Annotated in this window: 11 protein-coding genes; 9 read left to right on the top strand and 2 right to left on the bottom strand. The window is 41.6% G+C overall.

Annotation, left to right across the window (positions count from 1 at the left end; genetic code table 11):
* The first annotated feature begins 16 nt into the window (after positions 1-16).
* The gene (locus QTN47_RS08890) at positions 17-2,401 is read left to right on the top strand and encodes a glycoside hydrolase family 127 protein (protein WP_369329000.1); all 2,385 of its coding nucleotides are present in this window, start codon (positions 17-19) and stop codon (positions 2,399-2,401) included.
* A 234-nt stretch (positions 2,402-2,635) separates the two neighbouring features.
* Positions 2,636-4,135, top strand: a complete 1,500-nt coding sequence (locus QTN47_RS08885; RefSeq protein WP_369328999.1) for a tetratricopeptide repeat protein — start codon at positions 2,636-2,638, stop codon at positions 4,133-4,135.
* Between the two features lie 166 nt (positions 4,136-4,301).
* Here the strand turns inward: QTN47_RS08885 and dnaE are convergent, their stop codons facing one another.
* Positions 4,302-7,982: a DNA polymerase III subunit alpha gene (gene dnaE / locus QTN47_RS08880; RefSeq protein ID WP_369328998.1), complete on the bottom strand. Its 3,681-nt coding sequence runs from the start codon at positions 7,980-7,982 to the stop codon at positions 4,302-4,304.
* A gap of 411 nt (positions 7,983-8,393) precedes the next feature.
* Here dnaE and QTN47_RS08875 point away from each other — a divergent pair, with 411 nt between their 5' ends.
* The 7 genes from QTN47_RS08875 to QTN47_RS08845 all read left to right on the top strand — a co-directional run bounded on the left by QTN47_RS08875 (position 8,394) and on the right by QTN47_RS08845 (position 19,154).
* Positions 8,394-9,104: a C40 family peptidase gene (locus QTN47_RS08875; protein WP_369328997.1), complete on the top strand. Its 711-nt coding sequence runs from the start codon at positions 8,394-8,396 to the stop codon at positions 9,102-9,104.
* A 235-nt stretch (positions 9,105-9,339) separates the two neighbouring features.
* Positions 9,340-10,128, top strand: coding sequence for an SDR family oxidoreductase (locus QTN47_RS08870; RefSeq protein WP_369328996.1), 789 nt, complete (start codon positions 9,340-9,342; stop codon positions 10,126-10,128).
* Positions 10,129-10,401: 273 nt separating this feature from the next.
* Entirely contained in the window at positions 10,402-10,791 is a 390-nt protein-coding gene (locus tag QTN47_RS08865; RefSeq protein ID WP_369328995.1) for a hypothetical protein, read from the top strand.
* Between the two features lie 269 nt (positions 10,792-11,060).
* On the top strand, positions 11,061-14,579 hold the full coding sequence (gene smc, locus QTN47_RS08860) for a chromosome segregation protein SMC (RefSeq protein ID WP_369328994.1): 3,519 nt from the start codon (positions 11,061-11,063) through the stop codon (positions 14,577-14,579).
* A gap of 260 nt (positions 14,580-14,839) precedes the next feature.
* A complete protein-coding gene (locus QTN47_RS08855) occupies positions 14,840-15,280 on the top strand; it encodes a hypothetical protein (protein ID WP_369328993.1) in 441 nt (146 codons plus the stop codon).
* A 14-nt stretch (positions 15,281-15,294) separates the two neighbouring features.
* Positions 15,295-15,624 (top strand): DMT family protein, encoded by a 330-nt coding sequence (locus QTN47_RS08850; RefSeq protein WP_369328992.1) that lies wholly within the window; start codon positions 15,295-15,297, stop codon positions 15,622-15,624.
* Between the two features lie 272 nt (positions 15,625-15,896).
* A complete protein-coding gene (locus QTN47_RS08845; RefSeq protein WP_369328991.1) occupies positions 15,897-19,154 on the top strand; it encodes a TonB-dependent receptor in 3,258 nt (1,085 codons plus the stop codon).
* 655 nt (positions 19,155-19,809) lie between these two features.
* Here the strand turns inward: QTN47_RS08845 and QTN47_RS08840 are convergent.
* Positions 19,810-20,085, bottom strand: coding sequence for a hypothetical protein (locus QTN47_RS08840; protein WP_369328990.1), 276 nt, complete (start codon positions 20,083-20,085; stop codon positions 19,810-19,812).
* Between the last annotated feature and the right edge of the window lie 137 nt (positions 20,086-20,222).

The following is a 20,222-nucleotide window of genomic DNA, read 5'->3' as shown; positions in this document are numbered from 1 at the left end:
TTTAAAAAATTTGTTCATGCGTAAAATTGTATTTTTTACATTTATTCTGCTGGCAATTGCAGCCCGGATAATCGCGCAGGATTATCCCATTCAGCCAGTGCCGTTTACTGCGGTAAAGGTGACGGATAACTTTTGGGCTCCACGTATTATGCGTAATTATAAAGTCACCATTCCCATTGCATTGGATCAATGTTACAAAACGGGAAGGGTGGACAATTTTTTAATTGCAGGACATTTGAAAAAGGGCAAGTTCAAAACGGAATATCCCTTTGATGATACAGATATCTATAAGATTATAGAAGGCGCGAGCTATTCGTTGCAAACCTTTCCTGATGCTACTTTGGAAAAACAAATAGATACGCTGATCTATTATATCAGTAAGGCGCAGGAGCCTGATGGTTATTTGTACACCAATCGTACCATTGCAAAAGACAGCGGTTCGCTGCACGAATGGGCGGGTGCTAAGCGTTGGGAAAAGGATCCCGATTTAAGTCATGAGCTTTACAATTGTGGTCACTTGTATGAAGCTGCTGTGGCTCACTACCAGGCAACAGGTAAAACCACTTTGCTGAACATCGCTATTAAAAATGCTGATCTTGTTTATAATGATTTTGTAGTAAAAGGATTGAAATATTATCCGGGACATCAGATCATTGAAATGGGTTTGGTAAAAATGTACAGGGCAACAGGCAACAAAAACTACCTTGAGTTGGCCAGGTACTTTTTGGACATTCGTAAAAATGGAACAGAGTATAACCAGGCACAGTTACCTGTAACTGAACAGACAAAAGCCGTTGGACATGCGGTACGCGCAACTTACATGTATAGCGGCATGGCCGACGTAGCTGCACTAACAGGCGACAAGAGCTATGTTACCGCGATAGATGCTATCTGGCACGATGTGGTAGATCATAAATTATATCTTACCGGTGGCATTGGTGCTGAAGCCGGACATGAAGGTTTTGGTCCTGATTATGCTTTGCCAAACATGAGTGCATACAATGAAACTTGCGCTTCTATTGGTAATATCTATTGGAATTATCGTTTATTTCTGTTGCATGGTGATTCAAAGTACTACGATGTTTTGGAACAGATCTTATACAACGGTATGATCTCTGGTGTATCAGTTAAGGGTGACAGATTTTTCTATCCCAATCCACTGGAATCAATGGGTCAGCATACCCGCAGCGAATGGTTTGGATGTGCATGCTGCCCGAGCAATGTTTGCCGTTTTATTCCTTCTGTACCCGGCTATGTGTATGCAACCGGAAGCAACAGGATCTATGTAAACCTGTTTGTTCAAAGTACTGCTAAAATTCCTTTCAACAAAAGCACTGTAAGTATTGAGCAACAAACAGAATATCCGTGGAAGGGTGATGTGAACTTCACGATTGATCCATCAACTGCATCATTATTTGAGTTGGCTTTGCGTTTGCCTGCATGGCTGAATGATGCGCCTGTTCCCGGCGGTTTATATTCTTTCACAAATGCTGAAGCAAAGAAATTCAATGTTCTTGTAAACGGCAAACCGGTAGAATATAAAAAGGAAAATGGGTACGCAGTTATCAGCAGGCAATGGAAGAAAGGAGATAAGATAACATTCAGTCTTCCAATGGATGTACGCTATGTTAAAGCCAAAGATCAGATAAAATCAGATAACGGTAGAGTTGCTTTGCAACGCGGGCCTTTAGTGTATTGTTTTGAATGGCCGGACAATAAAGATGCATCTGTGCGACACATGCTCTTGAATGATAATAGTATTACTTCCACTGTGTATGATCCGTCTTTACTGGATGGTGTTGAGTTAATTAAAACAACCGCAATTACTCCGGTAATTAATGCCGACGAGAAAGTAGTTGAAAAAAAGGAAGTAGTTACTGCTATCCCTTATTATGCATGGGCAAACAGGGGCGCAGGTGATATGAGTGTTTGGGTGGCAGACAAAGAAACAGCGGTAATACCCTTGCCTCCGCCAACGCTTGCTTCAAAAAGTAAAGTAACGGCCTCTTATCCTACCAAGGCTTTGAGAGCAGTAAATGATCAGCTTGAGTCATCTTCATCACACGATGGCAGTGTTCCATATTATCATTGGTGGCCCAAAAAAGATACTGTGCAATGGGTGCAATATGATTTTGAAAAGCCGGCGTCGGTATCAAAAGTACAATTGTATTGGTTCGATGATGGGCCGTGGGGTGGCTGTAGAATCCCTGCATCCTGGAAAGTGTTGTATAAAGACGGTTCCGGAAACTGGCAGGAAGTTAAAGCTAAAGACGCGTATGGTATAGAAAAAGATAAATATAATGTGGTAAATTTTGATGCGGTCAACACTTCGGCCTTAAGGCTGGAAGTGCAGATAAGCAAGGATCATTCGGCTGGAATTTACGAGTGGAGAGTTGAATAAGAAAGATTTTGGTGATAATAAAGCCCCGGGCAATAAATGGTTGCCCGGGGCTTTTTGTTGCAGGTATAAGATGCTTCAGGTTGCAATAGTTAAGCTTAATAGCTATTTTAAGTAAACATTGTAAAGCAAATCATTGTTTAGTATTAATCACGTCTGTAACTGGTTGAGTGCTGGATGTTTTACGTTCTATGATGCTCTTGGCCGGTTATGGTGTAACCCAAATAAATTATTGCAATGATACCTTCACGTCAACCATACAGTTTGCTTCTGACTTTAATTATATCGACAAGTTTCTGTTTTACCGTGCATAGCCAAATGCTGGTGAGCAGTAAACAACTTAAAGAAGCACTGAAAAAATCTCATGCCACACAAAACGACTGGGATAGTGTATATGAATATGCCGTTAATTATTTTTTATACACCGACACCGGTAGCCTTTATTCTGGCCTTGCCTTGTATATGAATTCGATTGATAGCTCTGAAGAACTTGATGCAGCCATACCATTAATGAAGGGAATGGTTAATGTAAGAAAAAGACGTTATGATAGTGCCATTAACCAATTGCAGCAGGCTTTGAAGACGGGTCTGGAGAAATCGTATTTCCCGCTGATATATTATTCAAACATTCAATTGGGCCAGGTATTCAGGAAGATTGGAAACTTTCCTATTGCGTTGTTAAGTTATAACGAGGCACTGAATGTGGCTGCCCAGGCAAAGAATAAAGATGCCATTGTGCACACGCAAATAAAAAAAAGCGAATTGTTTTTTGAATTGAAGTCCTACAGACGCTCCCTTGATGAACTGAACAATGCCTATGCTTTAACAGACTGGACGAAGATAGAAAGAGATGACCTGGTTAAGGCCTCAATACTCAAAAACAAGGTCAAATGTTTTGAAAAACTGAATAATAAAGACTCTTTGCTTACGACAAAACGTATGCTGGATGAACTTAAATCGGGAGAATTGTACGTTGAATTTGCCAGGATAAGTGCCAATGTTGAGGATGACAGAGTTAAGGGCAACAAGAACCAGGAAATAGCCGGGTTGAAAAAACTGCTTACCCTAACCCGGACTACGGCATTCGAAGATCCGTTGAATGTTGCTGTAAGCCTCGGCAAAGCTTACTATAGCAATGGTGATTACAAGAATGCGCTGGCGATACTTGATAGCGTTGAATATTATGTTGATGGTTTAAATCAACTGAGTGTATTGAAGGATTTATATGTTGTGAAAGCTAACACGTTTGCTGCTATGAATGATATGCCCGCAGCGCTCAAGTATTATGAAAAGAATGAACGTGTGAGTGACAGTATAAACGTAAACACAACTATTGCAAAAAATATGGAAATGAGTACTTCGGTATCTACGTTAAAGAATAATTTGGGAGAGGCTGTGAGAGAGAAAGATCTTCAGAGAAGAGTAGTCATATTCACGATCGTTATTTCCGTATTGTCCTTAACGCTGCTGTACCTGCTCTTCCGTTATGTAGTCAACCGGAATAAAATGCATAGGATGCAAATGCAACAGCATATGAAAGAATTGTCATTTATCAATTCTCATGAAGTGCGAAAATACCTGGCCAATATTTTGGGAATTGTGCAGGTCATAAAAATGGAAAATTATTCCTTTGATACTTACAGGCTGTTTGAAGAAGATTTATTTAAAAATGCGGATGCATTGGATCAGTCTATTAAGGCACTTGCAAAGAAGCTATATGGTATAGACGAAGCTTAATAGATAATTGAAAATTGAAAATCGAAAATGAATAATTGAAAATCGCTGTGTTCCTCCGTGTAACCACACGTATTGAATAGTACAGTTACACAGGGGGCACAGAGAATACACAGAGTTTCACAGAGGCTTACAAATTTGCACATCAAGCATCCTCAAATCAGACATCTTACTGTCTGTCCGATAAGCCCACATTCACATCGAGATCTTCATTCTCCATTAGATATGCGGCCATCTCATCATTCATGGAAAAGCCTCTGTCAAACGTGTGCATGCTCACCTTAATGTTTTCCAACGGCTCATAGACGTTGAATTTCACAACAGCTTTACCGGGGTTGTTTTTCAGGTTCGTCTCAACAAATGAAACAAAGTCTTTGGTTATAGAGGCTGCTGGTAAATTGAATTCAAGCTTTGCCGTCATCGCAGCTTTCAAAGATTCCAGCAGACTTATGGATGCTACTTTAAACTCAAACTGGTCGCTGTTAAATCGCTGTTTGAAGAAGCCGTTGATCACAACATTCTTTCCTTTGTCCAGATAATCTTTAAAGCGCATATAATCGTCGCTCCAAAGCATCATTTCTGTTTTGCCGCTAAAATCTTCAATCACCATAGAACCAAAGTTCCTTCCGGTTTTGGTAACGCGGTGCTGCGCATCAATTACAAGACCGGCCAGACGATAATTTCTGCTTGCAGGTTGCAATTGTGGAGCTTCTTTAATATCGTTGAAGTCGGCCAGTGTCATAATACCGTAGTGCTTCAATTCAAATTTAAAGTGATCAAGCGGGTGACCACTCATGAACATACCGGTGACTTCTTTTTCAAGATCCAGTTTTTCTGTCAATGACCACTCTTCACACTTTGGAAGTTTCGGTGCTGCAATCTCAGGCATCATTCCATCGCCGAACAAGCTGTTACTGCTTTGCTGCTTGTTTGTCTGAAATACGTTTCCGAACTTGATGATCCGCTCGATGCCGTTCATCGTTTCACCCGGAAGTGTATAGAAATATTGTGCACGATGCATGTCTGCAAAGCAGTCAAAAGAACCTGAATACACCAAACTTTCTATTGATCGCTTATTTACTGTTCTTTGGTTAATACGCTTAATAAAATCAAAAATATCCAGGTAGTTGCCATTACGTTCACGCTCTTCCAAAATACTTTCGATAGCAGATTCACCCACACCTTTTAAGCCACCCAGGCCAAAACGGATCTCGCCCTTTTTGTTAGGAGAGAAACCTTTGATAGATTCATTAATATCCGGACCAAGCACTTTAATGCCCATACGTTTGCACTCCTCCATAAAGAAGGTAAGCTTTTCAATGGCGCCTGCATGGTTAAGTACCGCAGCCATATATTCACCGGGGTAGTGCGCTTTTAGATAAGCTGTTTCGTAAGCAACAAACGCGTAACAGGTTGAGTGAGATTTGTTGAACGCATATTGGGCAAATGCTTCCCAGTCGGTCCATACTTTCTCAAGCACGTCTTTGGGATGACCTTTTTTTACAGCGCCATCCATAAACTGGGCCTTCATTTTATCCAGCGTCTTCTTGTCCTTTTTACCCATCGCTTTACGAAGAACGTCCGCATCACCCTTGCTAAAGCCGGCAATCTTCTGCGACAGCAGCATCACCTGCTCCTGGTACACCGTAATACCGTAAGTTTCCTCAAGATATTCCTGCATGTCTGGCAGGTCATAAGTAACCTCTTCGCGTCCGTGTTTACGCGCAACATATTGTGGGATATACGCCATTGGACCGGGACGATACAAGGCGTTCATCGCAATAAGATCGGCGAATTTATCGGGCTTCAGTTCTCGGAGATACTTCTGCATCCCGGGACTTTCAAACTGGAACGTACCGTTGGTTTCGCCCTTTTGATATAGTTGATAAGTTTTTTCATCTGTTAGTGAAATGTCGTCGATTACCAGGTCAACGCCATGATTCAGCTTAATCAACTCCAGCGCAGTTTTGATGATGGACAAGGTTTTCAAACCAAGAAAGTCCATCTTAATTACGCCGGCATCTTCAATCATGCTACCCTCAATCTGGGTAACCCACAGATCAGAGTCTTTTGCAGTAGCAACCGGAATCAATTCCGTAAGATCTTTAGGGGCAATGATGATACCGGCAGCGTGGATACCTGTGTTACGCACAGATCCTTCCAAACGCTCGGCTTCACGCAATACCTGTCCCCTTATATCTTCTCCACCGTAGATTTGCCTCAGTAGCTTAATGTTTTCCAACTCTTCCGGGCCATAGTTCTCTTTGTCTTCTAAGGATTTCTGGCCGTCTTTAGCTTCCTTGCTTGTCATTGGAGCAGTAAGCACACGGCCAAGATCAGTTCCCGGTCTGTCCGGCACCATCTTCGCCAGCATATTACTTTCTGCCAGCGGAAGATCCATTACACGCGCAACGTCCTTGATACTCGATTTCGCAGCCATTGTACCGTAGGTAATGATCTGCGCTACCTGGTTGTTGCCATATTTTTGAACTACATAATCAATTACTTTTTGTCTTCCTTCATCATCGAAGTCCGTATCAATATCCGGCATTGATTTACGGTCAGGGTTAAGAAAACGCTCAAACAGCAGATTGTACTTAATCGGGTCAATATTCGTGATGCCGATACAATAAGCAACTGCACTACCTGCCGCAGATCCACGACCCGGGCCAACAAATACACCAAGATCTCTACCCGCTTTAATGAAGTCACTCACAATAAGGAAGTAACCCGCGAAACCCATCGTTTTAATAGTGAATAATTCAAAGTCCAATCGTTCTCTTGCAGACTCTGATATTTCGCCATAACGCTGGCGTGCACCTTCATAAGTAAGATAGTGCAGGTAGTTCCACTGGTTGATGTTGTTGTCAGTTTCCGTCTGGAATTCCTTTGGCAAAGGAAACGCCGGAAGAAGGATATCTTTCTTCAGGTTGAGCACTTCAACACGATCAACGATCATGTTGGTGTTATCAATACTTTCAGGTATGTCGCTAAACAATTGCGACATTTCATCCTGTGTTTTAAAATAGAACTGATCGTTCGGGAATTTAAAACGACGGTTCTTTATCTGCAGCTCATCATTTACAAAGTCATCAAAACCGGGCGTTGATTGCTTTTCACCGGTGTTGATACAAAGCAGGATATCATGCGCATTAAAATCATCCCTGTCTGTATAGTGACTGTCATTGGTTGCAATAACAGGCACATTAAATTTTTTGGAGAACTTTAGGAGCGTGTCGTTGATGAGTTCCTGTTCTTTGATGTTATGGCGCTGCAGTTCAATAAAGAAATCGTCACCAAACAGATCAAGCCACCATTTGAATTCTTTTTCTGCAGCTTCTTCTCCATCATGAATGATGGTTTGCGGTATGTAAGCACCTATACAACAGGTTGTAGCGATCAGGCCTTCGTGATATTTTTCAATCAACCCCTTATCAATACGAGGATACTTGCTATAGTAACCTTCAATAAATCCAAGCGATGTTAACTTGATCAGGTTCTGGTAACCTTGTTTGTTCTTAGCAAGCAAAACCTGGTGATAACGTTCGTCTCTTACTTCTTTCGAGAAAGATTTTCTATGCCTGTCCTCAACCACGTAAAACTCACAACCAACGATTGGCTTTACGACCGGAGTGGTAATGTCTTTTCCATTCGCATCTTTCCCGATCACCTTGGTGTTTTTCCATGCCTTGCTCACAAATTCAAATACGCCGAACATATTACCGTGATCGGTAATAGCCAGCGCAGGCATGCCGTTCTTTTCTGCTTTTTTATAAAGACTATCTATCGCTGCCGCTCCATCCAGCAGAGAATATTGTGTATGTACGTGTAAGTGTGAGAATTGAGCCATGTTGTTCGTCCTTTGTAAACCTGTAAATCAGTGAATAGTCAATAGTGAATAGTGAAAGCTGAAACCTGTTTAGTTTCCCGTGACCTCTTAAAACTTAGTCCGGAACATAATATTTTGATGATGCTTTTGCCGCCTGTTTACGATTTGACCAAAACTGGTACCGATCGTATCTTTCACTTAGCTCCTTACCATTTACCGAATTATAATAATGAATGAATAAACTAGTACTGACTGCATCTTTCACTATTGACCATTCACCATTCACCATATCAAACCTGCAAATTTCGCTCAAAAATCCATGCCATCCGTCACCTTATTTTCCACAATAAGTGCGTATTATGTTTCGTTTCCTAAAAAGTTTTGCATATAATTTGTGTTGGTGCGCCAAGCCTTTTAACTTGCGCCCTGGTAATGAATATTAAATTTTTTATATATAGTCTTTGCGTTTGTTTGTCGTTAGCGTCGTGTAAAAGTCTCAAGCAAATTACTTCGAGAGATGATTCTAACAACAGAAACAATGCTTCCCGCAATAAAAACCGGGATCCAAGATTCCTCGACGATATCAATGTAACACCGGGAGGTGTTGCCAATAATACGACCTCTTCTTCTTCAAAACGCGCTGAAAAAGAAAGAAAAACTACCGTTTCTAAGATTGAACCTGATCCTTCGCTTTCCAACAGCAACATTGAAAATGCCAATTGGCTTCAGCTTAAATATTCAATCATACTTGACGCAAGTGTTGAAAAGCTCAACAATCCTGCTTTGCTGCAAAACATAGATAAATGGTGGGGAACTAAATATTGCCTCGGCGGTTCAACTGAGAACTGTCTTGACTGCTCAGCTTTTACTCAAATTATGCTGCGGGATGTATATAATGTTACTTTACCGCGGACAGCCCAGGAACAATATAATCTTACTGAACGGGTAGATCAGGAAAATCTGCAGGAAGGTGATCTTGTCTTCTTTCATACCAGCGGCAGGCGCAGCATTACACACGTTGGAATTTACATCCTCAACAATAAGTTTGTCCATGCCGCAACCAGCGGCGGCGTAATGGTCAGCGATCTGAACGACAATTACTGGAGACCCAGGTACAAAGGTGGCGGAAGACCAAAGAGTTAAATGTGCAAATTTGAGAATGTGCGGATGTGCGAATGGGAAGATGTGCACCCGTTTGCGAACTGCGAATATGCAAATGAGTTAGCTTTTTGATTTCATACAAAAAATCCCCTTTTTCAGCATTTAGTATTATATTTCCAAAGAGTGTGGTAGGCTTATGATGTGAGCTTATTAGCTTAGGCAAACGCCTGATACCTGATACCTGACACCTCACGCCCCTCACCATAAAACCTCTTCCATGAATCTCGATCTTTCCAATAAAACAGCACTCGTCTGTGGCGCATCCCAGGGATTGGGTGCCGCTGTGGCAAAAGAATTGGCCTTGCTTGGCGCAACAGTAATTGTGCTGGCACGTAATGAAGACAAGTTGAAAAAAGTAGTTGAGTTGCTGGATGTTTCAAAAAAACAGCGCCATAGTTATATTGTTGCTGATACCTCCAAGCCGCAGGACGTACAAGAAAAGGTTAAGCAACAATTAACTAAAACCAACATCATTCATATATTGGTAAATAACACCGGCGGGCCGCCTTCCGGACCATTGTTGGATACACCGGCAGAGGAGCTGGAACTGGCTTTTGATGCACATTTGGTGACCTCTCATTTGCTTGCACAGACACTGGTGCCGGGCATGAGAAAAGCTGAATTTGGACGTATCGTCAACATAGTGTCCACCTCCGTTAAGCAGCCGATCAACGGGCTGGGAATCTCCAACACCGTGCGCGCAGCTGTGGCCAACTGGGCAAAAACACTTGCAAACGAAATAGGTCATTTCGGCATAACTGTAAACAACGTATTGCCGGGTTTCACCAACACGGACCGGCTCGCTTATCTCTTCGGGAAACAGGCGGAGGCCAACGATACCTCCGTTGAAGAAATCACGCACAAAAGCATTTTGCAGATCCCTGCCGGCCGCCTTGGTGAGGCTTCAGAATTTGGCGCTGCCGTTGCATTCCTTTGCTCACCCGCGGCATCATATATTAATGGCGTTAATTTGCCAGTTGATGGAGGGAGAACGGGAACGCTTTAAGTGGATGAATTGATCAGATTATTGTAAACTGGCTTAGAAGGGGCGTTCAAATTTTATCTCTCACGATTATATATAAGTATTCTTATATTTGTGTATGAGAAAGATCGCCCTCCCCTTTTGTTTTTTTTTGCGCAGCATTGTTTTAGCCAGGCAAAATTCCACCCGTACATTGGCCTACATGCAGCCGTCAATTCCACAACAGATTATTTAGGACCATCATTTCAATTGGGCACTGATTACGCTTTGAATAAAAGAATAACTTTCAGCGCTTACATGAATTATTTCACGGCCAGAATGAATAGCAATGAAGATGATATCAGCTTAGAATATGGCAAACTCCGGATTTTTACCTGTGCATTTTTAGCTCAAACAGAGTTTTCTAAAAAGCTTAACCATTCAGGTCTGTTTGCTGCGGCGGGCGTAGCGTTGCAAAAGAAAACAGAAGACTATCTGTCACAAACAAGCAATGATCATCTCAATAAAATCTATCCAACTTTAGCAATAAGAACCGGCTATATGTTGCCTGTGCACAACGCATTATTGAGCATCGAAGTAAATGCAACGGGTCCATATGTAACTTCAAATAACGACGAGGAATTTGGGTTCTATCAACAATTAGAAGTAGTTACACAGCTTTCTCTTGGTGTAAGACTTATTTGGTAATGCCAGCCTGATCAAACCTCCACGTTTTTTACTTTTTACTTTTGAATTTTTACTTCCTCTTGTCGCGTTCCCGCCCTGACAGCTCAAAGCTTACAGCTGATCGCTTTATATTTCCACCACTTCTCCACAACCGAAAACGAAAAATGGCTATTTTAGCGGTTTTCGCTTAAGTTCGCAGCAATAATCAGGTTTGAAATTGCAATTTCCTGTAAAATCCATACGTTTCTTTTTGGCTATTGCATGCAACCAGTGAACAGAAAGTAGAGTTTATGAAGCTAAAAAGTCTTGAAATAAAAGGGTTTAAGAGTTTTGCCGACAAAACAGTGGTAAGCTTTGATGAAGGCATAACAGGAATTATTGGTCCGAATGGTTGCGGGAAAAGTAATATCATCGATAGCATCCGCTGGGTGATTGGGGAACAAAAGATCTCTGCTTTACGTAGTGAAAACCTGGAAGCGCTTGTCTTTAACGGCTCTAAGACCCGCAGCCCGAGCGGTCTTGCCGAAGTAAGCCTCACTTTTGAAAATACCAAGAATTTATTGCCAACGGAGTTCAGTACCGTTACCATTACCCGCCGTTTCTATAAAAATGGCGATAGTGAATACAGGCTGAATGATGTTGCCTGCCGTTTAAAAGATATCCATAACCTGTTCATGGATACAGGGGTGAGTACTGACAGCTATGCCATCATCGAGCTTGGCATGGTGGACGACATTATTAAAGATAAAGAGAACAGCCGCCGCCGCATGTTAGAGCAGGCCGCTGGTATCACCATATATAAAACACGTAAGAAAGAAGCGAAAGCCAAGCTGGATGCGACAGAGCAGGATCTTAACCGTATTGAGGACCTATTGTTCGAGATCAACAACCAGCTTAAAATGCTGGAGAACCAGGCAAAGAAGGCTGAGAAGTATTACGAAATAAAGAAAGACTACCGCGAAGTATCCATTGAGTTGGCTAAAGCTGCACTGGAAGGATTTAATGTTACTTACCGCGAACTGAACGAACAACAGGATGCGGAGACAGATAAGAAAGTTCGTTTAGAAGCCGAGATAGCGATTGAGGAGGCAGATATTGAGCAGGAGAAAGTTGGATTTATTGAAAAGGAACGAGCGTTGCAAAGCATGCAACATGAGTTTAACGACTTGCTACAAGGCTTGCGTACGAAGGAAAACGAGAAAAATCTCGCTTCTCAAAAACTTCACTACTTAACAGAAAAAGAAACCAGCTTAAAAGATTTCTTACAGAAAGCTGAAGGTCAGTTAAAGACAATTGAAGATTCTATTCATTATACACAAATACAGGTGGGTGATGAACAGGACAGACTTGCTGATCTGCAGGATAAAGTAGAAACTGCCAAACTGGATATAGAAGATAAGCGCCGCACATTTGATGAGAAAAGAAGCAGTGTAGATGGATTACGCGGAAAGTATCAGCAAATTCAACGCAGCCAGTTTGATGCAGAGAAAAAAGTAGCTGTCGCCGATACCTCTATTCAAAACCTGCAACGTTCTCACGCGCAGTTAAGCGATGAAAAGCAAAACCGTTCATTCCAGATGCAACAACTGGAAAATGAACTGAAAGATAAAGAAGAAGTACTTGATGCAAAACGCGTCGATCTGCAACAATTGCAGGAGCAGCATGAAAGAACAAAAGAGCAGATCCTGGAAACGCAGAAAGTGCTGGAATCTCTTCGTAACGAACTGGCTGATGAAACAAGAAAGCTTGATGCCAAACGCAACGAGCACGACTTGTTGAAGAGCCTGATAGATTCAATGGAAGGCTATCCTGAAAGCGTAAAATTCCTTCACAACAATCCGCAATGGAAATCCAACGTGCCCATTCTTTCTGACATTGTTTATGTACAGGAGGAATATCGTGCGGCAGTTGAAAATGTGTTGGAGCCTTACCTGAACTATTATGTAGTTGATAACTTAAAAGAAGGTCTGCAAGCCGTTCATCTGTTGGATCAAAACAAAAAAGGAAAGGCCAACTTCTTTATGCTGGAAGAACTGGACGGCGTAGAAATCAAAACGCATCAACCAGCCAACACCATCAAAGCGATGGATGTTATTGAAGTGGATGATCAATATGTAAAGCTTGCTGAATACTTGTTGGCAAATGTTTACATCGCGGAGAATGAAGAAGCGATGAACAATAGCAACGGTGCGGTTGTATTGGAAAAGACCGGTAAATATGTGAAAGGTAAATTCACTTTAACCGGTGGTAGCGTAGGATTGTTTGAAGGAAAGAAAATTGGGCGAGCCAAGAACCTGGAAAAACTGCACGATGAAATCGTATTGCAGGATGCAGTGGTAAATTCATTAAAAGCTGAGATCAAACAAAAACACAATGAGGTTATTGGTTACAATGAGCAGTTGAAAGAACATGCGATCAAGCAGACAGAGAATGAAATTAACCAGTTAACCAACCAGGTTTTTGCGACGAAGAATAAAATTGAGAATCTGCAGGCGGCTCAATCCAATGCACAGCATAAGCTGGAAGATACTGACAACAGGCTGCAGGATGAGCAGGAAGCCATTGCAGATACAAGAGAGTTGCTGCATACATTAAATGATGAATTGCAGCAGACGAATGAGGAAATGAAAATGGTTGAGCAGGATTATCAGCTTGCTGAACAGGAATACAACTTCGCGTCTGCACAGTATAACGAAACCAATCTGCAACTTACCCGTCAGCAGAGTAAAATATCTGCTTTAAAACAGGAGCTGGTATTTAAAGAAAACCAGTTAAACGATCTGCACGCACAGATCCAAAGCAACACCAAACAATTGTCAGAAGCTTCTGACGACATTCTGATTAACCAGGATGCATTAAAAGAAGCAGAAGAGCAATTGTTGGGCTTAATGCGTAAAAAAGAAGAAGAAGAGAAAAAGCTGAACGAAGCAGATCAGACTTATTACAATCTGCGGAACGCTTTGCAGGAAAAGGAAAGCGCTTTACGTTTGAAAGTGAAGAGCCGTGAAATGATCGAGCACCTGCTCAGCGAATTGAAAGATAAACTCAACGAGTTGAAGCTTCAGTTAGCTGGTATGAAAGAGCGGTTAAGTGTTGAGTTTAAAGTTGAGCTGGACGAGATTCTGGATCAGGATAGAAAGACCAACACCAGCGTTGAAGACCTTCAGGCAAGCTGCGACAGGATGAAGAAACGCCTGGAAAATATGGGCGAAGTGAACCCTACAGCTATTGAGGCGTTCACTGAAATGAAAAAACGTTATGAGTTCATCCTGGAACAAAAAACGGATCTGGTAACAGCTAAGGACAGCTTGTTGCAGACCATTCAGGAAGTGGAAGCAACAGCCAATCAGCAGTTCCTTGATACGTTCAACCAGGTAAGAGATAACTTCCAGAAGGTGTTTAAAGCCTTGTTTACAGAAGAAGATACCGCGGACATGGTGCTTGAAAATCCTGAGAATCTTGCTGAAACAGGCATTGACATCGTGGCCAAACCTAAAGGTAAGCGTCCTTCATCTATTACTCAGTTGAGTGGTGGAGAAAAAACACTAACAGCGACCGCGTTGCTGTTTGCTATCTACCTGATCAAGCCAGCGCCTTTCTGTATCCTGGATGAAGTAGATGCGCCGCTGGATGATGCCAACGTGGGCAAGTTTACGCAGATGATTAAAAAGTTCAGCGAAAACTCTCAGTTCATCATCGTAACGCACAACAAAATGACAATGAGTGCAGTGGATGTGGTTTATGGTGTAACCATGCAGGAACCGGGCGTGAGTAAGCTGGTACCCGTGGATTTCAGAAGCCTGAATTAGCGTTTTGAACCACGAAGCCACGGACGACACGAAGAAGCACAAAGCCTGAAAATTAAAACAGGTCTCAAGAGACTAGATGACGATAAGAAGGCATTCATCGGAACCGCCTTTTCGCTCTCATCTTGATTCGTCGTGTTTCGCAGTGTTCGTTATGTCTCCGTGGTTTTTAAAAAAGACTTACTAATTATTCTATATAGCGACCTGGCAGGTTGAGAAGCTTGTCAGGTTTTTGCTTACAGTCACTTACAAAACAATTACAGTTGTACAAAACGATCATCATACTTTATATTGTTGTTTTCTTTACTTACGTACTCTTTTCACGGCAACCGGATTATTTTGATGGCGAGCAAATGCCTGCAACCATTCATTTTGTGAAAGATCAGAATGATAAGTCTGTGGCTAAAGCAACATTCAATGTAGATAAGAAAGACTATGTTGTTAATGCCGCTTATTTGTTCAGAAGCTTTACGGAAGGAGAGAAGGTGAATATCATTTATGAAAAAGAGCATCCTGAAAAGGCGGCCGTCTATTCCCTTTGGGGATACTGGCTCACATGGCAGGAACTGGTCGGCTCAATAGTATTGTTGATTGTTTTGTTCCAGGCTGCGGTAAAAATCACCAGTCACCCTTCGCCGGAATCATTGATAGATGAACTTGAAGATGATGACAGGCCACGCAAAAAAAGAAGATACAACAGTTAATTTCAATTGTTACTATGCGCACGGTTATACTACTTGTTTTTTCCAATGTATTCATGACAATCGCCTGGTATTGGCATTTAAAAGAGAAAGGTCTCGCATTGTGGAAAGCAATTCTCATTAGTTGGGGAATTGCATTTTTTGAGTATTGTCTTACCGTCCCTGCCAACCGTTATGGGTATAAAGACGGGATAAATGCTTTCCAGCTCAAGATGGTCCAGGAAGTTATTACCCTGGTCATTTTCAGTTTTTTCGCAGTGCTTTATCTAAAAGAACCCTTTCACTGGAGATACCTCGTGAGCTTCTTATTCTTAATAGGTGCGGTATATTTTGCTTTTAAAAAGTAAACTTCATCGTCTTTATTACGTAGCGTAATTGCGTCGACAGTTTCGTTATTTCTACATATTTTTTTATTTCTTATTTTAATCGGTTTTTAATACTTAAAATTTTTCGGTGAATTCTTAAACAAACAATCCTTTGGACCGTTAATTGTTAAATAAAATTTAAGGGAATAGTCACTTAAGCCAAATTTCTATAGCCTCAAGGACCAGCTAACAATTTGTTTACTTTGAATACCAACATATTCAATTTTATTTGCACCCTGAAATTTTAACATTTTATGCTTAAGAAAAACACTACTCTGTTGCTATTGTTTATGGCATTTTTTGCCGTATTACATGCGCAGGTTACTACAAGTAACATGACGGGAGTTGTAAAATCCGTTCGAAATGAATCTTTAGTGGGTGCCACAATCACTGCAACTCACCTTCCCTCAGGAACAGTTTATAAGACGGTGTCAAGAAAAGACGGCCAGTTTGACCTGCCCAACATGCGTGTCGGTGGCCCTTATAAAGTAGAAGTAAGTTTTGTGGGGTTTGACACGCAGACTTTTAATGACCTTTTTCTACAGCTCGGTGAAGATACCCGGCTTACACCAACCTTGTCTGAAGGAACACAAACCCTTGCGGCCGTTAGCGTATCAAGCAGAAGAGGTGCAGTTGCCAAGGAAAAACTTGGTCCATCCATGCAAATTACACAGCAACAGTTAACTTCCTTACCTACTATTACCCGTAACGTAAATGATTTTGCCCGTTTGGTTCCCCAGGCTCAGGCCAGAACCAATGCATCTGACGGATCAACAATGGGTATTTCGTTCGCTGGTCAGAGCAACAGGTACAATCAGTTTACAATTGATGGGGTGAACTCAACGGATATCTTTGGTCTTGCGGCCAGTGGTACCAACGGAGGTCAGGCAGGTATCAATCCAATTCCGTTCGATGCTATCGAGCAGCTGCAAGTTGTATTGGCTCCCTACGATGTAACTCAGGGCGGTTTTACAGGAGGTGGATTAAATGCTGTTACACGTTCCGGTTCTAATGAATTCCATGGATCTGTATATGGTTTTAATCAGAACCAGGGATTGGTTGGTAAAAGTGCTACTGACCGTTCTAAATATGGCAAATTTCATGATAATACTTACGGTGCACGTTTAGGTGGACCAATCATCGCCAACAAATTGTTCTTCTTTGTAAACTACGAAGGAGAAAGGCGTTCAAGCCCGTTGGACTTCCAACCAGGTTCAGTTAACTCTAATGTAAAAACCTCAACGCTTGATTCACTTAGTACATGGTTAAAAGATGGGTCTAAACACGCGGGATGGAGCTATGACCCGGGTGCGTACAATGGTATCAATAAAACAAGACAGTCTGATGCCGTATTCGCACGTATTGACTGGAACATTGACTCAAAGAACAAACTGACACTTCGCCATAGCTATACAAATGGTAAATCATTCGTGATCAGTGACGCGCAAAACTCCATGCAGTTTGTAAACAACGGTTATTATTTTGCAAGCACCAACAACTCAACTGTACTTGAATTGAATTCTAATATTTCAAGTAAGATGTCCAACCTGGCGCGCGTAACCTATACTTCAACAAGAGACAGAAGAGAAACACCGGGCGCTCCCTTCCCTTATGTGAAAATTAAAGATGGTTCTCTTACCTATGCTTTTGGTACTGAAAACAGCTCGGGTGCTAATAAGTTGAGCCAGGACATCATTACTATTACAGATAACTTCAACATCTACTCAGGTAAACACGTGTTTACTGTCGGTACGAATAATGAGATCTACAATACTAAAAACCTGTTCATCCAGAACATCTACGGTAATTATGCCTACAACAGCTTAGCTGACTTTTATAATGATGCAAAGCCTAACAGCTATAGCTACTACTCACCTGCACAGAAGGGAAGCGATGGTTCCGCTGAGATCCATGCAGCTCAATTCGGTATATACGCACAGGATGTTTACCGTGTGACTAACAACTTTAAACTGACCTATGGTATCAGGGCTGATATTCCTGTGTTCTTCAACAAACCAGGAACAAACGAAGCATTCAACAATTCTGATATCGCTAAGAGTTACGGAGTTGCTACCGATAAAGTTCCTGCAACTAAAATATTGGTTGCTCCCCGTGTAGGCTTTACCTGGGATGTTAAAGGTGATAAACAAACCATCGTTCGCGGTGGTGCGGGCTTGTTCACCGGACGCATTCCTTTGGTTTGGATCTCCAACCAATATGGTGGAACAGGTGTATTGCTTAACAGGTATACTGCAAGTTCTGGTGATCTGGCTAACATTCACTTTAACCCGAACAATCCGCCTACAGGTACCGGTGCTGCAAGAAATGAGATCGATGTAACTTCTCACGATTTCAAATTCCCACGCACGTTCAGAGCGAACCTTGCACTGGATCAGAAATTGCCATGGGGTGTAATAGGTACATTCGAAGCTATATATACGAAGACGTTGCAGGATATCCTGTACCAGGATTTAAACCTTGCGCCTTCTACTTCACAGCTGCATTTGGGTAATACTTCCCGTCCGTTCTACGGTTCCCAGGTTGATCCTGTCAACTACAGCAATATCATCCTGTTGAAAAATACCAACAAAGGATATGCTTACAACCTGACGGCTCAGTTTGTACGTCCTTTCAGCCAGGGCTGGACAGCTATGGTTTCTTATAGCCTTGGACACTCCTTTGGTCTGAATGACGGTACTTCTTCTACGGCAATGTCAAACTACCGTTTCGCTTATAATATTAATGGTCTTGGCAATCTTGATTTAGCAAGAAACAACTACGATCAGGGTTCTGCAGTTAAAGCGTATGTAACCAAGAAATTTACTTACGGTAAATTCTATACTTCACTTGGTTTAGTATATAACGGCTACAGCGGACAGACGCTTTCTTATGTTTATTTTGGTGACCTGAACGGTGATGATGGAACTACCAAAACATCTGTAAACACAAGCAACAGCGCCGACCTTATGTACATGCCTACTTCATCGGCTGATTTTGCTCCATTGTACACCTTTGACAGTAAAGGAAACGTAACCGGGATTAAATATTCACCTGAACAACAATATGCAGGTTTCCAGGAGTATATGAATTCTACCCAGTATACAAAAGATCATATTGGTAAAAATACAGCACGTAACGGCGCACGCTTGCCGTGGGAAAATCACTTCGACTTCAAACTGGTTCAGGGCTTCAAGTTTTACAAATCACATTCTCTTGAACTGTCAGTTGATGTATTTAATATCGGCAACCTGCTAAGCAAAAACTGGGGACATGCGTATTATGCCAGCAACCAGGAGCTTCAGCCACTTAACGTAGCAGCTCCTACATCTGCAAGCAAATTCGCAGGAAGCAATGTTGATCCTTCTATGCAGTACACAACATTCGATCCTTCCAATCCAAAAGTTACGTTTGACAAAGCTTTCGGCCTGAACAAATACACTGGCAAGCCATGGGCTTATGCAGATTTCACTTCACGCTGGAACATGCAGATCGGTCTCCGTTATACTTTCTAATAGTTAGATTAATAATAGGAACAACAAAGAAGCGGTGCGAGAGCATCGCTTTTTTTGTCAGGTTTAGGTGGGAGTTTTTTATGTACGATGTGGGGGAATGCAATGTACGATGTTAGATGTACGGTGTACGATGTGAGGGAATGCAATGTACGATGTACGGTTTTAGATGTACGATGTAAGGGGACTTGCAATGTACGATGTACGGTTTTTGATGTACGATGCAGGGGCAAGTCAAAATTCAAAAGTAAAAAATCAAAAAGGGGGAGATGTACATGTCAAATTGCTTCGAGTGTTAATAAAGCATCGACTTTTAAAAAATGATAGTGTTTATGGACTGAAATGGAATAAACGAGGATGGAATACAGGTTAGAAATGTATGTGGCCAGCTAGCAAGCGATATATTCGGAAATGTGGTAAAAAGATAGTAAGGCAAAACTTTTTTTGAGTTACTCTCCTTCGCTCACATCGTACATCTAAAATCGTACATCGTACATTCTCCAAAAAAAGTGGGTGCCCCGCCTCCGGCGAAACACCCGTTTAACCCTGCTGCAAAAATTTATACTAAACCGTACTTTTTAAAATTCAAAACCGATATATAATAGACGAGAACTGATCTTCAAAGTTTAATCAAAACTGAAAAAAATCGAAATTTTTTTTAATAGTCTAAAAAGTTGAGGTTACCGGTAAAATAGTACCTGTTAAAGATGATTTTTTCGCAGGCTTCTTTTTTGATCCATTCAATTACATCCGGAACCATAAAATTTTCAATATTGCCATGTGTTACAGGCTTGTTTTTAAATCGTTGGTTTGTTACGTCAAGATTTTCAATTTCAACATTCCCTGATGAACGCGCCCGAAGACCATAAGAGCATAACGGAAAGTTAGGGCTTGGCTGATAAAGATGTATGTTACGGCGAACATTGCCCGGCACATGCCTGTCAATTTTATGCGACCATGGACCATTGGCTACGTCAATAGTAATTACGAGATCAATTTGATGGATTTGTTTAAGTAATCCCGCTAATCGTAAAACAACATCGCCTCCTTTACTATAACCATAGAAGACGT

The organism is Danxiaibacter flavus (assembly GCF_041060425.1).
Taxonomy (GTDB): Bacteria; Bacteroidota; Bacteroidia; order Chitinophagales; family Chitinophagaceae; genus Danxiaibacter; species Danxiaibacter flavus.
Note: the sequence above shows the minus strand (reverse complement) of the source record. Positions and strands in the feature narration are given on the sequence as shown.